General features: G+C 57.7%; 17 protein-coding genes. 9 read left to right on the top strand and 8 right to left on the bottom strand.

Going from position 1 to position 17,926, the window contains the following annotated elements; genetic code table 11:
* Positions 1-3: 3 nt before the first annotated feature.
* Positions 4-762 carry a DeoR/GlpR family DNA-binding transcription regulator gene (locus tag BM347_RS01160; protein ID WP_093914594.1) on the bottom strand — a complete coding sequence of 253 codons (759 nt, stop codon included), beginning with the start codon at positions 760-762 and terminating at the stop codon, positions 4-6.
* Positions 763-1,076: 314 nt separating this feature from the next.
* Between BM347_RS01160 and glpD the strand changes: the two genes are divergently transcribed.
* The 9 genes from glpD to BM347_RS01115 all read left to right on the top strand — a co-directional run bounded on the left by glpD (position 1,077) and on the right by BM347_RS01115 (position 11,441).
* A complete protein-coding gene (gene glpD / locus BM347_RS01155) occupies positions 1,077-2,675 on the top strand; it encodes a glycerol-3-phosphate dehydrogenase (RefSeq protein WP_175498498.1) in 1,599 nt (532 codons plus the stop codon).
* Entirely contained in the window at positions 2,675-3,763 is a 1,089-nt protein-coding gene (locus BM347_RS01150) for an ABC transporter ATP-binding protein (protein WP_093914592.1), read from the top strand. The genes glpD and BM347_RS01150 overlap by 1 nt, the downstream gene beginning before the upstream one ends.
* Before the next feature lie 11 nt (positions 3,764-3,774).
* Positions 3,775-4,854, top strand: coding sequence for an ABC transporter ATP-binding protein (locus tag BM347_RS01145; protein ID WP_093914591.1), 1,080 nt, complete (start codon positions 3,775-3,777; stop codon positions 4,852-4,854).
* A 2-nt stretch (positions 4,855-4,856) separates the two neighbouring features.
* The gene (locus BM347_RS01140) at positions 4,857-5,729 is read left to right on the top strand and encodes a carbohydrate ABC transporter permease (RefSeq protein WP_093914590.1); all 873 of its coding nucleotides are present in this window, start codon (positions 4,857-4,859) and stop codon (positions 5,727-5,729) included.
* Positions 5,729-6,577, top strand: coding sequence for a carbohydrate ABC transporter permease (locus BM347_RS01135; protein WP_093914589.1), 849 nt, complete (start codon positions 5,729-5,731; stop codon positions 6,575-6,577). The genes BM347_RS01140 and BM347_RS01135 overlap by 1 nt, the downstream gene beginning before the upstream one ends.
* A 12-nt stretch (positions 6,578-6,589) precedes the next feature.
* A complete protein-coding gene (locus tag BM347_RS01130; RefSeq protein ID WP_093914588.1) occupies positions 6,590-6,862 on the top strand; it encodes a DUF2160 domain-containing protein in 273 nt (90 codons plus the stop codon).
* A 68-nt stretch (positions 6,863-6,930) separates the two neighbouring features.
* Positions 6,931-8,652 (top strand): ABC transporter substrate-binding protein, encoded by a 1,722-nt coding sequence (locus tag BM347_RS01125; RefSeq protein WP_093914587.1) that lies wholly within the window; start codon positions 6,931-6,933, stop codon positions 8,650-8,652.
* Positions 8,653-8,786: 134 nt separating this feature from the next.
* On the top strand, positions 8,787-10,274 hold the full coding sequence (gene glpK / locus BM347_RS01120) for a glycerol kinase GlpK (RefSeq protein ID WP_093914586.1): 1,488 nt from the start codon (positions 8,787-8,789) through the stop codon (positions 10,272-10,274).
* 30 nt (positions 10,275-10,304) lie between these two features.
* Positions 10,305-11,441 carry an iron-containing alcohol dehydrogenase gene (locus BM347_RS01115; protein WP_093914585.1) on the top strand — a complete coding sequence of 379 codons (1,137 nt, stop codon included), beginning with the start codon at positions 10,305-10,307 and terminating at the stop codon, positions 11,439-11,441.
* 196 nt (positions 11,442-11,637) lie between these two features.
* Here BM347_RS01115 and uxuA read toward each other — a convergent pair whose 3' ends face one another.
* From uxuA to BM347_RS01080, 7 genes are read right to left on the bottom strand one after another with little or no spacing between them, the layout of a single operon-like run.
* On the bottom strand, positions 11,638-12,810 hold the full coding sequence (gene uxuA / locus BM347_RS01110) for a mannonate dehydratase (RefSeq protein ID WP_093914584.1): 1,173 nt from the start codon (positions 12,808-12,810) through the stop codon (positions 11,638-11,640).
* A complete protein-coding gene (locus tag BM347_RS01105) occupies positions 12,807-14,216 on the bottom strand; it encodes a mannitol dehydrogenase family protein (RefSeq protein ID WP_425442444.1) in 1,410 nt (469 codons plus the stop codon). The genes uxuA and BM347_RS01105 overlap by 4 nt, the downstream gene beginning before the upstream one ends.
* 4 nt (positions 14,217-14,220) lie before the next feature.
* Positions 14,221-14,964, bottom strand: coding sequence for a 2-dehydro-3-deoxy-D-gluconate 5-dehydrogenase KduD (gene kduD / locus BM347_RS01100; protein ID WP_093914582.1), 744 nt, complete (start codon positions 14,962-14,964; stop codon positions 14,221-14,223).
* Positions 14,961-15,785, bottom strand: coding sequence for a 5-dehydro-4-deoxy-D-glucuronate isomerase (kduI, locus tag BM347_RS01095; RefSeq protein WP_093914581.1), 825 nt, complete (start codon positions 15,783-15,785; stop codon positions 14,961-14,963). The genes kduD and kduI overlap by 4 nt, the downstream gene beginning before the upstream one ends.
* Before the next feature lie 17 nt (positions 15,786-15,802).
* Positions 15,803-16,108 carry a cupin domain-containing protein gene (locus BM347_RS01090; RefSeq protein ID WP_093914580.1) on the bottom strand — a complete coding sequence of 102 codons (306 nt, stop codon included), beginning with the start codon at positions 16,106-16,108 and terminating at the stop codon, positions 15,803-15,805.
* Positions 16,109-16,117: 9 nt separating this feature from the next.
* On the bottom strand, positions 16,118-17,398 hold the full coding sequence (locus BM347_RS01085; RefSeq protein WP_093914579.1) for a TRAP transporter large permease: 1,281 nt from the start codon (positions 17,396-17,398) through the stop codon (positions 16,118-16,120).
* A 3-nt stretch (positions 17,399-17,401) separates the two neighbouring features.
* The gene (locus BM347_RS01080) at positions 17,402-17,923 is read right to left on the bottom strand and encodes a TRAP transporter small permease (protein WP_217644000.1); all 522 of its coding nucleotides are present in this window, start codon (positions 17,921-17,923) and stop codon (positions 17,402-17,404) included.
* Between the last annotated feature and the right edge of the window lie 3 nt (positions 17,924-17,926).

The raw sequence follows: 17,926 nt of genomic DNA, 5'->3' as shown, positions 1-17,926 counted from the left end.
AGGCTATGCAATCACCACCTCGGTCTCCCATGCCGCGCAATGGGCCTCAAGCTCGGGCGACAGTGCGCCATCAGTGAAGAGCACATCAGCATCGCCCAATGTGGCGATGGCCAGCGGGGCGGTACGCTGGAATTTCAGGTGATCGGCCACCACCATCACCTTGCGCGACCGTTCGATCGCGGTGCTGCTGACGATGATTTCCTGACCGTCATAATCCAGAATATCGCCATCCGCATCGATGGCTGAACATCCCAAAACGCTGTAATCAAACTTGAACTGCTTCACCATATCTACGGTCATTCCACCGACGATCCCGCCGTCCGCACGGCGCAAGACCCCGCCCGCGAGGATGATTTCGCAGCTGTGGTTTGCCGCCAAAATATTGGCGATGTTCAGGTTATTCGTCACCACCAACAGGTTTTCGTGATTCAGCAATTCGCGCGCCACGGCCTCGGTCGTGGTGCCGATATTCATGAACACCGACGCCCCGGCAGGAATGGCTTGGGCGCATCTGACGCCGATGGCTTTTTTGCCCGCATCGTTCAACCGGCGCCGTTCTTCGTAGATGATATTCACCACCCCCGACGGCACCACAGCGCCGCCATGGACCCGTTCAAGTTGACCCGTTTCGGCGAGGTCCGACAAATCCCGGCGGATGGTTTGAACGGTCACGTCATAGTGCAACGCAAGACCATCCACCGTGACCCTGCCGTCTTTGCGTGCAAGCTCAAGTATCTCTTTTTGCCTGAAGTTCGAAACCATTGCGCCCTCCCGTGGTGCATACCCCCGTGCGGACAACGCCCGGCCTGCCGCATCCCCCACGCCACAATCAGCAGTCTGAGCGGAGCGTCAAGTGGTCGAATCATGGTTAACGCAAACAACCCGCCCAATACGGAAAGAAAACTTACCAATATTTGCGTATTTCACAGGGACTTGACCAAAAAGGAACGTAAACGAACATTCGTTATTGCGTTCTGGAGGAATTAAGTGTTCCTTTACCAGCAATCGCAGACCGCAAGGCTGCGGTGCAAAATGAATGCGGGGAGGCTTCATTGAGCCAGTACAAACACCATCACATGGTCGATCTGTTTGTCATCGGTGGCGGCATCAACGGATGCGGTATTGCGCGTGATGCTGCAGGCCGCGGCCTGAACGTCGAACTCGCCGAGATGCACGATCTGGCCTCCGCGACCTCCTCTGCCTCGACCAAACTGTTTCACGGCGGTTTGCGCTATCTGGAATATTGGGAAGTCCGCCTTGTCCGCGAGGCGTTGATTGAACGCGAAACCCTGCTGCGCGCGATGCCGCATATCTCGTGGCCGATGCGGTTCGTGCTGCCTTATCATCCCGATATGCGGTTCGAAGGCGACACACCGACATCGAAGCTGCTGAATGTCGTGATGCCATGGATGAAGGGGCGCAGGCCCGCGTGGCTGATCCGGCTGGGCCTGTTCATGTATGACAATCTGGGCGGTCGAAAGATTCTCAAAGGCACCACATCTCTGAATCTGCGCGGCACACCCGAAGGGGTGCCGCTGCAAGACCGCTTTGAAAAAGCCTATGAATACTCGGATTGCTGGATTGAAGACAGCCGCTTGGTTGTCCTGAACGCACGCGACGCCGAGGCGCGCGGAGCCAAGATCAATGTCCGCACCAAAGTCGTATCTGCCCAGCAGCAAGACGGTATCTGGCACATCGCCCTTGAAGAAATGGATGGCGGCGCGCAGCGGGTGGTGCAGGCGCGGATGCTGGTGAATGCAGGCGGCCCCTGGGTCGAGGACATCATCCGCAACACCGTGCGCATCAATTCGACCGAAGGCGTGCGTCTGGTTCGGGGCAGTCACATCGTGGTGCCAAAGCTCTATGATCATGGCAAATGCTATTTCTTTCAGGGCGAAGACGGGCGGATCATTTTCACAATCCCCTACGAGACTGATTTCACCTTGATCGGGACCACGGATGCCGAGCATACCGATGTGGATACCAAACCGGTGTGTACCCCCGAAGAGCAATCCTATCTCGCGGATTTCGCGTCTAACTACTTTAAGAAACCTGTGACAACCGACGACATCATCTGGACCTATTCCGGCGTGCGCCCCTTGTATGACGACGGCGCGACCTCCGCGACGGCTGCCACGCGCGATTACGTGCTGAAGGTTAATGAGACCGCAGGCGCGCCAATGTTGAACGTCTTCGGCGGCAAGATCACAACCTACCGCAGGTTGGCCGAAACGGCGCTGGAAAAGATCAGCTCGTTCTTTCCTGATATCAAGGGGCCATGGACAGCAGGTGTGCCCCTGCCCGGTGGTGACTTTCCTGTCGATGGTGTTGCCGATCTGACCGCCCGTTTGAAGACCCAATTCCCGTTTTTGACCCCCGCTTGGGCCAGCCGTCTGATCAAAGCATATGGCACCGACGCGTTCGTGATGTTGCAGGGGGCTACGTCAGAAACGGATTTGGGACAGAATTTTGGTTCGAACCTGACCGCGCAAGAAGTGTTATGGTTGATCAAGAATGAATATGCGCGCAAAGCGGATGACGTGGTTTGGCGACGGTCCAAACTGGGGTTACGCATGAGCGCGCAGGAAATCGAAATACTGGATGTTTGGATGGCGGAGAACACGCAGCAAACCACCAGCAAGCCGCAGCCCGCGCTGCGAAAGGGGAGAGGTTAATGTCACTCGTTCTTGAGGGTGTGTCCAAGGCCGTGAATGGCCAGACCCATATTTACCCCACCAACCTTGAGTTGCGCCCGGGGACAATGAACGTGCTGCTGGGGCCAACATCTGCTGGCAAAACATCGCTGATGCGTTTGATGGCGGGCCTCGATGTACCAAACACCGGCAAGGTGATCTGGAACGGCACGGATGTGACAGGGTTGCGCGTGCAGGACCGTGGCGTGGCGATGGTTTATCAGCAGTTCATTAACTATCCGTCGATGTCGGTTTATGACAACATCGCCAGCCCGATGCGTCTGCTGGGCAAGTCGAAAGATCAGATTGATCAGGCCGTCAAAAAGGCCGCGGAACTGATGAAACTAACTCCGTTCCTGGACCGCAAGCCGCTGGAACTATCGGGCGGACAGCAGCAGCGGTGCGCCCTCGCCCGCGCCTTGGTCAAAGATGCCGGTTTGGTTCTGCTGGACGAACCGTTGGCCAACCTTGACTATAAGCTGCGCGAAGAACTGCGCGCCGAAATCCCCAAGATATTCGAGGAAGCCGGTTCGATCTTTGTCTATGCGACCACCGAACCCGAAGAGGCATTATTGCTGGGGGGCAATACCGCCGCGATGTGGGAAGGCCGGATTACCCAGTTTGACCGCACGCCGGTTGTGTACCGTCAGCCCGTCGATGCGACGACCGCGCGCGTTTTTTCGGACCCGCCGATGAACTTCCTGAAGGTCACTAAATCCGGCGATACCCTATCCTTTGGCGATGGTCAGACTGCCCCCGCGACAGGCACATTCGCGACCCTTGGTGATGGCGGGTATTTGGCAGGGTTCCGCCCCAACCATCTGGAACTGGTGAAACCGACACCAACCGCCCTGACCTTTAGCGCCAAACTGCAAGTGACCGAAATCACGGGGTCAGAGACCTTTGTGCATCTTGATCATCACGGCGACAATTGGGTGGGCCTGATCCACGGGGTCAAGAACCTCAAGATCGGGTCGGCACTGGATGTCTATCTTGACCCCGCCCACGTCTATATTTTTGCAGAAGACGGCACGTCGGTCGCCCCTGCATCCTATGCAACCGCAGCCTGAGGGAACACGACATGGCAAAAATCACCCTCGATAATCTGGCGCATTCCTATCTGCCCAAACCCGTCACCGAAGACGACTTTGCGCTGAAGGAACTGAACCTTGATTGGTCCGACGGCGAAGCATACGCACTGCTGGGGGCATCAGGTTGTGGCAAGTCCACGTTGCTCAACATCATTTCGGGCCTGCTGCACCCAAGCCAAGGGCGCATCCTGTTCGACGATAAAGACATGACAATGGCACCGACCACACAGCGCAACATCGCGCAGGTGTTCCAGTTTCCCGTGGTCTACGACACCATGACCGTGCGCGACAATCTGGCCTTTCCCCTGCGCAACCGTGGCGCTGATCCGGCCTATATCCAGACCCGCGTGCAACAGATTGCCGCGATGATCGGGATGGAAGACACGCTGAACCGCAAGGCGCGCGGGTTGACCGCAGATGCCAAGCAAAAGATATCCCTTGGCCGTGGCATGGTGCGCGAAGACGTGAATGCGTTGCTGTTTGATGAACCGCTGACGGTGATCGACCCCCATATGAAATGGGAATTGCGCACACAGCTGAAATCGCTGCACCACGAATTTGGTCACACCATGATCTATGTGACCCATGACCAGACCGAGGCGCTGACTTTTGCCGATAAGGTCGTTGTGATGTATGATGGCCGCGTCGTCCAAATGGGCACGCCGCAGGAACTGTTCGAAACGCCTGAACATACGTTCGTCGGGTATTTCATCGGCTCCCCCGGTATGAACCTGATGGATGCTGACGTGAAGGGCGACAAAGCCGTGATCGGCGGCGTCGAGATCGCATTGGGCAAGGGTTTTGGCACCCCCACGGGCAAAGTGGAGCTGGGCGTGCGGCCCGAATTCACGTCGCTGCAAGCCGGTGACAGCGGCCTGCCCGTCACCATCAAACGGGTCGAAGACGTGGGCCGCCACAAGATCGTGCGCACCGATTTCCAAGGCACCGAGATCAACGTGATCGCCCCCGAAGGTGGTGAAATATCGCCCGATATGAACCGCATAGTCTTTGATACGGCAGGGGTGAATGTGTATTCTGACAGCTGGCGCGTCGCGCCAAAGGTGGCTTGATCATGAACAAGACAGTCAATCAAAAAGCATGGTTTCTCATCCTGCCCGTACTGGTGTTGGTCGCCTTTTCAGCCGTGATACCCCTGATGACCGTGGTGAACTATTCGGTGCAAGACACCTTTGGTAACAATCAGTTCTTCTGGGCCGGGCTTGAGTGGTTCGAGGAAATGCTTGCGTCCGAGCGGATGTGGGATGCCTTGGGGCGTCAGATAGTATTCTCGCTGATCATTCTGGCCATCGAAATCCCGCTGGGCATCTTTGTCGCGCTTAACATGCCCAAGAAAGGGTTCTGGGCATCGCTATGCCTCGTGCTGATGTCCCTGCCCCTGCTGATCCCATGGAACGTGGTCGGCACGATCTGGCAAATCTTTGGTCGCGTCGATATTGGCCTGCTGGGTCATACACTTGCCGCGCTTGGCATCGACTATAACTACACTCAGGATTCCACCGCCGCATGGATCACCGTGATTGTGATGGATGTCTGGCACTGGACATCGCTGGTGGCCCTACTGGCCTATGCCGGCCTACAATCCATTCCCGACGCCTATTACCAAGCCGCGAAGATTGATCAGGCCAGCCGCTGGAAAGTGTTCCGCTTTATCGAACTGCCCAAGATCATGGGCGTGCTGATGATCGCGATCCTGCTGCGGTTTATGGACAGCTTCATGATCTACACCGAACCGTTTGTCGTCACAGGCGGTGGCCCCGGCAACGCGACCACATTCCTGTCGATTGATCTGGTCAAGATGGCCTTGGGTCAGTTCGATCTGGGTCCGGCGGCGGCGTTCTCGATCATGTATTACCTTGTGATCCTGCTGGTGTCCTACGTGTTTTACACCGTCATGACGAACCTTGATAAAAGGGATGGCCACTGATGTCTGATCTTACCCAATCCCCCCCGAAACGCGGGTTTGGCCTGCCGTCTGTAAATGGCAGTGCCATTGTGATGGGCCTGTATCTGCTGTTTTTGTTGTTGCCGATCTATTGGTTGGTGATGATGAGCCTTAAGACCAACACAGAGATCCTGAACAGCTTTACCCTGTGGCCTCAGAACCTGACGTTCGACAATTACCTAACCATCCTTACTGATGCGTCTTGGTACACCGGCTATCTGAACTCCATGGCCTATGTGGTGATGAACATGGTGATTTCGCTGGCCGTGGCATTGCCCGCCGCCTATGCGTTCAGCCGCTATTCCTTTATGGGCGACAAGCACCTGTTCTTCTGGCTGCTGACCAACCGGATGGCACCGCCCGCGGTTTTCGCCCTGCCCTTCTTTCAGCTCTACAGCTCGGTCGGGTTGTTTGACACGCACATCGCCGTCGCGCTTGCGCATTGCCTGTTCAACGTGCCGCTGGCGGTTTGGATCCTCGAAGGGTTCATGCGCGGCGTGCCCAAGGAAATCGACGAGACCGCTTATATCGACGGCTATTCCTTCCCTCGGTTCTTCATCAAGATTTTCACGCCGCTGGTCGCATCTGGCATCGGGGTAACGGCGTTTTTCTTGTTCATGTTCTCTTGGGTTGAACTGCTGCTCAGCCGCACCTTGACCAGTGTTGATGCCAAACCGATTGCCGCCACCATGACCCGCACCGTGGGCGCGTCGGGCATCGATTGGGGCGTATTGGCCGCTGCCGGGGTTCTGACGATCGTGCCCGGTGCCTTGGTCATCTATTTTGTTCGCAACTACATCGCCAAGGGTTTTGCCCTTGGGCGCGTATAAGGGAGAAAACGCATGGAATGGATGGCATGGACTTGGCCGACCGCCATATTCTTCGCAATCATTGCAGCCACGCTGGTGACCTTCACCGTGCTGGCCATCAAATTTCCTGAAACGCCGCGCAATGGGGTTTTGGGGATCGAAACGACCCGTGGTGATCGTCTTTTCATCACGCTGCTGGGCTCGGCCTTTATCAATCTGGCCTGGCTTGGTCTGTTCAGCGCGCCCCAATGGGGGGCACTGATTGTGTGTTTCTTCTATACCATCGCGGTTTTCCGCTGGGTGTAGTTGATCAGGTACTCCGGCGCGCAAGAACCGGGGCTGCTTTCACTGTTCTAATTTAGGGAGGAACAACCATGAACTTGCGACTAAAAGGAACGACGGCCATCGGGCTTGCTGCTTGCATGCTTGGCGCGCCAGCGTTCGCGGACATGGATGCCGCCAAGGCATTCCTTGATAGCGAGATTGGCGATCTTTCGACATTGTCACGCGCCGATCAAGAAGCTGAACTGCAATTCTTTGTAGATGCAGCGCAGCCTTACCAAGGCATGTCTATCAACGTGGTCTCCGAGACAATCGGCACCCACGAATATGAATCAAACGTTCTGGCCCCCGCGTTCGAGGCCATTACAGGTATCAAGGTCACCCATGACCTGATCGGCGAAGGCGACGTTGTTGAAAAACTGCAAACGCAAATGCAGTCGGGCGAAAACATCTATGACGCCTATATTAACGACTCTGACCTGATCGGGACGCACTGGCGGTACCAGCAGGCACGTAACCTGACCGACTGGATGTCGGGCGAAGGTGCGGCTGTCACAAACCCGAACCTCGATCTGGAAGACTTCATCGGTCTGTCGTTCACCACGGGTCCGGATGGTAAGGTTTACCAACTGCCCGACCAACAGTTCGCGAACCTTTACTGGTTCCGCTACGATTGGTTCAACGACGAACAGAACAAGGCCGACTTCAAAGCGAAATACGGCTATGATCTGGGCGTTCCGGTCAACTGGTCCGCGTATGAGGACATCGCTGAATTCTTCACCGGCCGCGATCTGTCGCGTCTTGGCGTCGAGGGCGAAGTCTTTGGTAACATGGACTACGGCAAGAAAGACCCGTCCTTGGGTTGGCGTTACACTGACGCGTGGCTGTCCATGGCTGGTGCCGGTGACGTGGGCGAACCAAACGGTCTACCCGTCGACGAATGGGGTATCCGCGTAAATGAAAACTCGCAGCCCGTCGGGTCCTGCGTCGCGCGCGGTGGTGCCACAAACGGACCAGCGGCCGTTTACGCTGTGACCAAAGCAATCGAATGGTTGGAAAAATACTCCCCGCCTGCCGCTGCCGGTATGACATTCTCTGAAGCGGGTCCAATCCCTGCCCAAGGTAACGTCGCCCAGCAGATGTTCTGGTACACCGCGTTTACCGCAGCATCGGTGGAACCTGATCTGCCCGTGATGAACGAAGACGGCACGCCAAAATGGCGCATGGCCCCTTCCCCACACGGTGCATATTGGACCGAAGGTACCAAGATCGGCTACCAAGATGCCGGTTCCTGGACGCTGATGGAATCCACACCAGTGGACCGTGCACAAGCCGCATGGCTCTATGCACAGTTCGTGACTTCCAAGACTGTGGACGTAAAGAAAAGCCATGTTGGTCTGACATTCATTCGTGAATCCACGATCCAGCACGACAGCTTTACCGAGCGTGCACCGAAACTGGGTGGTCTGGTCGAATTCTATCGTTCGCCTGCACGGGTTCAGTGGTCGCCAACCGGCACCAACGTTCCTGACTATCCAAAGCTGGCCCAACTGTGGTGGCAGAACATCGGCGACGCAATGTCCGGTGCGAAAACCCCACAAGAAGCGCTTGATGCGCTTTGCGCAGATCAGGAAAAAGTTCTGATCCGTCTGGAACGTGCTGGTGTTCAAGGTGATATCGGCCCGAAAATGAACGAAGAGATGGACCCAGAGTACTGGCTGTCGCAGCCCGGTTCGCCCAAAGCGAAACTGGCAAACGAAGACGAAACGCCCGTCACCATCGCGTATGACGAGCTGATTAAATCCTGGCAGTAAACGACCCTTTCCGGGGCTAGGCAGCTGGCCCCGGTTACTCCTAACTCTTGAACCATGGGCCCATGTGCCTCAAGTTCAGATCAGCGGCTGCCCCTCAAGGTGGCCGCTTTTTACCTAACGCTTCGGGGATCCACATGACCTATATTCTTGCCATTGATCAGGGCACCACATCGACCCGCACGATTGTGTTTGACCGCGCAATGAACGTCACGGCCCAAGCGCAACAGGAATTCCCCCAGCATTTCCCGCAATCCGGCTGGGTTGAACATGATCCGGTGAACTTGTGGGACACCACGGTTGCCACCTGCCGCGATGCGATCAAGGCTGCGGATATCGTCGCCACTGATATCTCGGGCATCGGTATCACCAACCAGCGCGAAACCGTCATTGTCTGGGATAAGACAACAGGCGACCCCGTTTACAACGCCATCGTCTGGCAAGACCGCCGTACAGCCGACACCTGTCGGACCCTGCGCGATGCCGGTCACGAGCCGATGATCACCGTCCGCACCGGTCTGTTGCTGGACCCGTATTTCTCGGCCAGCAAACTAAGCTGGATTTTGGACCATGTTGACGGTGCCCGTGACCGCGCTGCCAAGGGAGAGCTGCTGTTTGGCACGGTTGATTGTTTCCTTATCTGGAAGCTCACCGGTGGCACCGTTCATGCCACCGACGCCACCAATGCCGCCCGTACCATGCTGTATGACATTCACAAAGGCCGGTGGAGCCAGACCATCTGCGGCCTGCTGGACATCCCCATGGAGATGCTGCCCGAGGTAAAGGATTGCGCCGCGGATTTCGGCCAGACGCAGCCGGACCTTCTGGGCACCCCGGTCCCGATTTACGGCGTTGCGGGCGACCAGCAAGCGGCCACCATCGGGCAGGCGTGCTTTGAGCCGGGCATGTTGAAATCAACCTATGGCACCGGCTGTTTTGCGCTGCTCAATACCGGTGACACGCCTGTGCAATCGAACAACCGCTTGCTGACCACCATCGCGTACCAGCTGGACGGCAAACCCACCTACGCGCTTGAAGGCTCAATTTTCGTGGCCGGTGCTGTCGTACAATGGCTGCGGGACGGGTTGAAAATCATCTCGGACGCCGCGCAAACGCAAGCGCTGGCCGAACAGGCCGACCCGCATCAAGACGTGATCCTCGTGCCCGCCTTTGTCGGTCTTGGTGCCCCCTATTGGAACCCCGATTGCCGTGGTGCCACCTTTGGACTGACCCGTGGCACGGGGCCCGCTGAAATGGCCAAGGCCGCCCTTGAAAGCGTCGGCTACCAGACCCGCGACCTGATTGAGGCGATGTCTGCGGATTGGAAAGCCACCGGCGTGCAGCCGACCTTGCGCGTGGATGGTGGTATGGCGGCCAATGATTGGGCGATGCAGTTTCTGTCCGACATTATCGCGGCCCCAGTGGATCGCCCCGTTAACCATGAAACCACCGCTTTGGGGGTCGCGTGGCTGGCGGGGATGCGGGCGGGTCTATACCCCGATCAGCAGGGCTTTGCCGCTGGATGGGCGCGCGAAACGCAGTTTTCACCGCATATGGATGAAACCCTGCGCGGTCAGAAATACGACGCTTGGAAACGCGCGGTTCAGGCGACACTTAGCGTCTAAGACACTGCCACGCAGCGCAAGGAGCCTGATATGTTTTCGTTTTTCAGCCCTCAAGCCATTCATTTCGGTCGTGGTCAAAGCGCGCAGGCCCCCAGCCTTGCCCGTGCGTATGGTAACACCGTCCTGTTGGTTCACGGCGCAAATGCACGACGTGCTGATTGGTTGGTGAACGCCTGCACAGACGCTGGCATGAACCTGCGCAGCCTTGGCTGCGAAAACGAACCCAGCTTGCCCGATGTCCAGCTTGCTCTGGCGCAGCTCAAAGGGTTCAACCCCGATGTCGTGATAGCACTTGGCGGCGGTGCGGTCATTGATTTTGCCAAGGCACTCGCCGCCCTGATACCTTGCACCTCCCCGCCACAAGAGTACCTTGAGGTCGTGGGCACCGGTCGTCCGCTTGACCATGCCCCCCTGCCTCTGATTGCCCTGCCGACCACTGCCGGAACCGGCGCAGAGGTCACGAAAAATGCGGTAATCACGGTGCCGGAACACGGCATCAAGGTCAGCTTGCGCGATCCCCGCATGATCCCCGACATCGCCATCGTTGATGCGGGCCTGATGCAGGGTGCCCCCCGCCGCGTCACGCTGTCTGCCGGGTTGGACGCGATTACCCAAGTGATCGAACCCTATCTTTCGATCAAGGCGAACCCGATGACCGACGCGCTGTGTCTGGCGGCCATTCCAACCGGCCTTGGCGCGATCAGGGATGTGGTTGAAAACGACGACCCCGCCGCGTGGGACGCTATGGCGCGGGTCAGTACTTGGGGGGGGCTTGCCTTGGCCAATGCCGGATTGGGTGCTGTACACGGTTTCGCAGGGGTGATCGGCGGCAGAACCAACGCCCCCCACGGAGAGATTTGCGGCGCGCTGTTGCCCGCGGTTCTGGCATCGCACCAGCGCAGGGCCAAAGACGGGACAGATATTCATGCCCGGTTGGGCTGGGTTTTGGATCAGATCGACCAGCAATTTGGCGCGGGCGGCATGGGGCTATCGCAGCTCAAAGCTTGGTCGCGGGACATGTGCCTTCGGGGCTTGGGCGATATGGGTGTGACAACCGCCGATCTGGAGGAGATTGCGACCGCATCAGCAGGCGCATCATCGATGAAGGGCAATCCCTTTGCCCTGTCGCAACACGAGCTGGTCGAGATATTGACCGACGCCCTATAGCGTCAAATCGCGACTTCACTGCGCCGATTTTTCCATGTCACAAAGCCGTCGTCACCCAAGCTCAACGCTGCGGATTTTGTGACCAGTCCCGAGGCCGTGGCGCGGATCAGATAGAATATCTGCTACCCCTTAACGCAGCGCCAACGCCCCATGCCCGCCCACACCGATTATATCATCCGGGTGCAGCACCAATGCGTCAACCATGCGACAACCCCTGTATCACGCCGCGCAATTCGGCCAGCCCGCGCAACCGCCCGATCAACGGATAGCCGGGGATCAGATCGCGTTCATGATCCGACAACATGTGGTGACCATGGTCCGGCCGAAACGGGATCAACACATCCTCACGCCCCGCAGCCAGCCGGCGCTTTTGTTCCGCCAACAGCACGGCAATCAAGGCGACCATATCGGTGTCGCCGTCCAGATGGGCCGCTTCCTCGAACGATCCGTCGGGGTCTTTGTGGACATTGCGCAAATGGGCGAAATGGATGCGATCCGCAACACGTGCCGCAATCGCGGGTACATCGTTCTGGGGGTTCGCGCCCAGCGATCCTGAACACAGTGTGATGCCATTGGCGGGGCTGTCATATGCACCAAGCACCCAGTCCAGATCATCGCCGTTTGACACGATCCGAGGCAACCCCAGAATATCGCGGGGCGGATCGTCCGGATGCACGCAAAGCCGCATGCCCAGTTCTTCGGCTGTGGGAATAACCTCGTCCAGAAAGCGTTTGTAATTCGCGCGTAACCCGGCGCGATCAATGCCGTCGTACTGCGTTAGCGCATCCCGTAACCCGTTGACATCATAGCGGTCAAATGCGCCGGGTAGACCGGCCATAATCGCCGCCAACAACGTGTCACGGTTCGCTTGAGTTGCTTGCTGAAACCATACGCCCGCCTGCACCACGACATCCGCGCTATAGTCATTCTCGGCCACCTGCCGGCCCAGCATATGGATTTCGAACGCGGCCATGCGCACCGCTTCAAAGCGCAGGCAGGTTGCCCCGCCCGCCACAGGAGCAGTAAGGTCTGTGCGGGTCCAATCCAGCAGCGGCATGAAGTTATAGCAAACGGTCTTGACCCCTTGCCCCGCCAGATTTGCCAGCGATTGGCGGTAATTTGCAAACAGCTGCGACAGATCGCCGTCGCCTTTTTTGATGCGCTCGTGAACGGGCAGGCTTTCGACGACCTCCCAGCTGAACCCCGCATCGATAATGCGCGCCTTGCGCTCGGCGATGGTGTGCGATGGCCAGACCTCTCCATAGGGAACCTCATGCAGGGCCGTGACGATGCCGCGCGCACCAGTTTGCGCGATCTCGGCCAACGAGATTGCGTCTAGATCACCGTACCAACGCCAGGTTTCAATCATGAGGATACCTCTTGCGCCGCAGCTCGGGCCCCTTTGGTCCACAGCAATTGCGCGGCTTGGGTCACCGGTTCTTGCAGCTTGTCTGCCATATCCGCAGGGAAAATATCACGCAGTGCAAGATAGGCCGCGACCTTGTCCGCAACCGTATCGGCGCTGGCCGCAGCGGCGCGCATCTGATCGGCAAGGGGATCGCGGACATCAATGTATTGCCCCGCCTCGTCCGTGCCAACACCATAGCGCATCCACGCCGCTACCGCCAAACACAACCTCGGCGATGGCCGCCCCGCCGCCATGTTGTCGCGCAGCGTGCCAAGAATGCGTTGCGGCAGTTTCTGGCTGCCGTCCATCGCGATCTGCCATGTGCGGTGGCGAATAGACGGGTTGCTGTAGCGCGCAAAAAGAGCATCAGCGTAGTCGGCCAAAGATACCCCTTTGGGGGCCTCTACAGATGGCATAATCTCGGACCACAGCAGACGGGCGTATTGCGCAAAAACCGGGTCAGCGATTGTATCGGCGATGGTTTCGTGACCTGCAAGGTATCCCGTATAGGCCAGCGCTGAATGCGTGCCATTCAGCATGCGCAGCTTCATGTCTTCATGCGCGGAAACATCGGCAACCATTTCAGCGCCTGCCGCCGCAAAATCTGGGCGCGCATCGTCAACAAAATCATCCTCGATCGCCCACTGACTAAACGGCTCATGAAACACCGGTCCGGCATCCGAAATGCCAGTACGCGCTGCGATCCGGTCAATATCGGCTGGTGTGGTGGCCGGTGTGATCCGGTCAACCATGGTCGACGGAAACCGGCCATTCTTTTCGATCCATACGGCCAGACGTGGGTCAATTTCTTGGGCAAGTTGCAACACCATGCCACGCACAAGTTTCCCGTTCTCCGGCAGGTTATCGCAGGTCAACACCGTGAATGGCATATGGTCGGCAGCGCGCCGCATTTCCAAGGCGCGGACCAAAAACCCGGGCGCTGATACGGGGGTCGGGTGCGCCAGATCATGCTGAATATCAGGATGATCAAGGTTCAGCGCCCCGGTTGACGGATTATGGCAGTAGCCTTTCTCGGTCACGGTCAGCGACACGATCTTGATCGCAGGATCGGCCATTGCGGCCAGAACCGCGACGGGGTCGTCGGGCGCGACAAGCACATCGTTCAACACATCAATATCGCAGATCATTTCGCTGTCAGGGGCCAGCGTGACCGACTGATAGCGCCAACCGCGTGGCCGCAGCGCGTCGCGGGTGTCGGGGCTGCGCAGCGACACACCAATGATGCCCCAGTCACCGCCCGACGCCGCCATTGCATCAGCAACATAAACGCATCCAAAGGCCCGAAAAAACGCGCCTAGCCCAAGATGGACAATCCCAGAGGCAGGACGTGTCTTATCTTGAGGGATGGCGTTACCGGGCAAGCCAGCCTCCATCAACGTTCAGTACTGCGCCGTGCACATATTGCGCGGCAGGTGTACATAGATAGACCGCAGCACCGGCAATGTCGGCGGCATCGCCCCAACGCCCTGCAGGAATACGGTCAAGAATTGCGGCGTTGCGGTCGGGATCATCGCGCAGCGCTTGGGTGTTGTTGGTCGCGATATAGCCCGGTGCCACGGCGTTCACATTGATACCCTTTGCCGCCCATTCATTGGCCAAAATCTTGGTTAATCCCGCCACACCATGTTTCGACGCGGTATAGGACGGCACGCGAATGCCCCCCTGAAACGACAAAAGCGAGGCGATGTTAACCACGGCCCCACGGGTGCCGCGCGACAGGGCATCCTTGGCAAAGGCCTGAGTGGTGAAAAACAGCGCCTTGAGGTTCACATCCATCACAGCGTCCCAATCGTTTTCGGTGAAATCCACCGAGTCATTGCGCCGAATGATACCAGCGTTGTTGACCAAAATATCGATGTTTTTCCCTGCGAACAGGTCTTGGCCCGCCATCGGGTCGCTGAAATCAACCAGTACGGATGTGGCGCGGCCGCCTGCATCCGTGATCTGCGCGACGGATTCGTCACTTGCACGGCGACTGGCGCAGATCACTTGCGCCCCTGCCGCAGCCAGACCCACCGCAATGGCCTGACCGATGCCGGTATTGGCACCCGTCACCAAGGCATGCCGCCCTTCGAGAGAAAACGGATTGGTCATCGCAGATCACCCATTGCGATCATGTCCATATCGGTGAAATCAACGTTGTCGCCCGCCATCGCCCAGCAGAATGTATAAGACGATGTACCAGCGCCCGCGTGAATAGACCAAGGCGGGGAGATCACGGCCTCTTCATTCGCCATGACAATGTGACGGGTCTGGCTTGGTTCGCCCATCAAGTGGAAAACGCGGGCGTCTTCCGGCATGCCAAAGTACAAATACGCCTCCATCCGGCGGTCATGGGTATGGGCGGGCATGGTGTTCCAAACGGAGCCTTCGGCAAATTGCGTATAGCCAACCAGCAACTGACAGCTTTTGCACACATCAGGGTGCAGCAGTTGAATGATGACCCGCTCGTTTGCGGCCTCTTTCGATCCCATTTCAACACGGCGCGCGTCGGCGATTTTGATCAGGGTCGTCGGATATGTGTGATGCGCCGGGGCTGACAACAGATAATAGCGCCCTGCCCCGCTGAATTCGACCGGACCCGCGCCCATGCCGATATACAGCACTTCGCCGTTTTCGATGGTGTGGCTGGTGCTATCCACGGAGACGGTCCCCGTATCACCGATGTTCAGAACCGCCATTTCGCGACGCTCCAGGAAACTCTGGGTGCCCGTCGCCTCGACATGGTCAAGGGTCAGCGGCGATCCGTTTGGCACGGCAGAACCCAAGATTAGCCGGTCATAATGGCTGTAGACCACATTGATCTCGCCGGGGGTAAACAACCCCGCAACATGGAAATGGTCGCGCAGCTGATCGGTGTCCAATGTCTTGGCTGTGGCTGGATCGATGGCATAGCGGGTCTCAGTCTTAATCATGGAAGGTGTCTTTCTTATCAAAGGAAATCGTCGCGGCGCGGTGTAAAGGTGTCGATCAGCGTACCCGCTTCAAGGCAGACGCAACCGTGTGTGATATTGGACGGAATGATCAGGCTATCGCCCGGCCCAATGTCGTGGTCGACCCCGTCCATATGAAACCGAAAACGCCCGCTTTCGACATAGGTGGATTGAACATGCACATGGTGATGCAGCTTGCCCTCTGCCCCGCCCTCAAAGCGAAAGGCGACAACCATCAGATCAGGGTTCTCGGCCAAAATCTGGCGGGTCACGCCGAGGTCAGCGGCCACAATTGGATAGGTCATAATGTCTCCTTAGCGAAACAGAGAGGGCAGCCACAAAGACAGCGCAGGGATGTAGGTAACAAGCAGCAGAACCGCAAAGGCCGCGCCGTAAAACGGCCAGATCGTACGCACCGCATCCCAGACAGGAATGCGCCCGACAGCACAGCCCACGAACAGCACCGCACCCACCGGAGGGGTGCAAAGGCCGATGCCGAGGTTCAGGATCAAGATCACGCCGAAGTGGACAGGATCCACCCCAAAGGCCATTGCCACAGGCAGGAAGATCGGCGTGGTGATCACGATCAGCGGCGACATGTCCATGAAGGTGCCAAGCATCAGCAGCACCAGGTTGAGCAGTAGCAGGATCACAATCGGATTGTCCGATAGCCCCTTCAGCAGGTCTACCATCGACGCGGGCACTTTGGTGTAGGCCAATAGCCAGCCAAAGGATGCGGCACAGCCGATAACCATCAATACCATTGCCGTGGTCCGCACGGCGGCAAATGTCGCTTGGACAAAGTCATTCCAGCTGAGGCTGCGGTAGACAAAGAATGTCACCAGCAGCGCATAGACGACCGCGATATTCGACGATTCAGAGGCTGTGAAAATCCCCGACCGTACCCCGCCAAAAATAATTGCAACAAGGATCAGACCAGGAGCAGCAGACATAAACAACGTGCCGATCATCCGGTATCCCTGAAAGGGTTGCACCGGATAGCCTTTGCGCTTGGCGACCCACCACGCGGTGATCATCAGCACCAATGCCAGTAGAAATCCGGGGATGATGCCGGCCGTGAACAGATCTGCGATGGAAATGCGCCCCCCCGCAGCGATCGAATAGATGATCATGTTATGCGAGGGCGGCAACAAAAGTGCGATGATCGAACTGACCACCGTGATATTGACCGCATATTCCGGCTCGTATCCACGTTCGACCATTTGCGGGACCATCAATCCGCCCACCGCCGACGCATCCGCCGCAGCAGACCCCGACACGCCGCCGAACATTACCGATGACAGCACATTCACTTGCCCCAGACCGCCACGCAGATGGCCGACAAAGGCCCCGGCGAGGGCAACCAAACGGCGGGCAATATCGCCGCGCACCATCAAATCGCCGGCAAAGATAAAAAACGGGATCGCCATCAGCGCAAAAACCGACACGCCCGAATTCAGACGTTGAAAGACCACCACGGGGGGCAACCCCAGATAGGCAATGGTCGCGAAGCTGGACACACCCAGGCAAAAAGCCACTGGCGTCCCAATCAGAAGCAAGAACACAAATGTGCCGAACAGGACATAAAGCTCCATCGGTTAATCCTCCACCGGGTCATCGCCAAAGCGCGCAGTCCCCAGGCCCGCAGCACGACGCGCGACACGCTCGACCGAGAAAATAAAGACCAGAAAACCGCCCACCACGATGGGAACAAAATCAAAGGCACCTGAAATGCCAAGGCTGGGCAGCTTGTTGCTCGCCGTCTTTTCGGCCAGTTGCCAGCCGAACCAGATCATCCCCACGCCAAAGCCTGCCACGGTCAGATCAGAGATCGAGTGGAGCACGAGCTTGGCCTTTTGCGGGATCATATAAAGGATGACATCAAAGGACAGGTGATACCCTTCGCGGATGCCGACGGCGGCCCCCAGAAAGATAAACCATCCCATAATCATGACCGACGCAGGTTCGGTCCACACGATGCTGTCGTTTAAAACGTAACGCCAGACGACCTGTGCCGCGATCAAGGCAGTCATCGAGATCAACCCAAGTCCGGCAGCCCACAGCGACACATGCGCCATTCGGGAAGTGGCACGGGCGACGAACCTCATCGTATCTTTCACTTG

Origin of the sequence: Sulfitobacter marinus (genome assembly GCF_900116285.1) — a bacterium.
GTDB lineage: Bacteria > Pseudomonadota > Alphaproteobacteria > Rhodobacterales > Rhodobacteraceae > Sulfitobacter > Sulfitobacter marinus.
The sequence above is the reverse complement of the archived record's forward strand: the minus strand, read 5'-3'. Positions and strand labels throughout refer to the sequence as shown.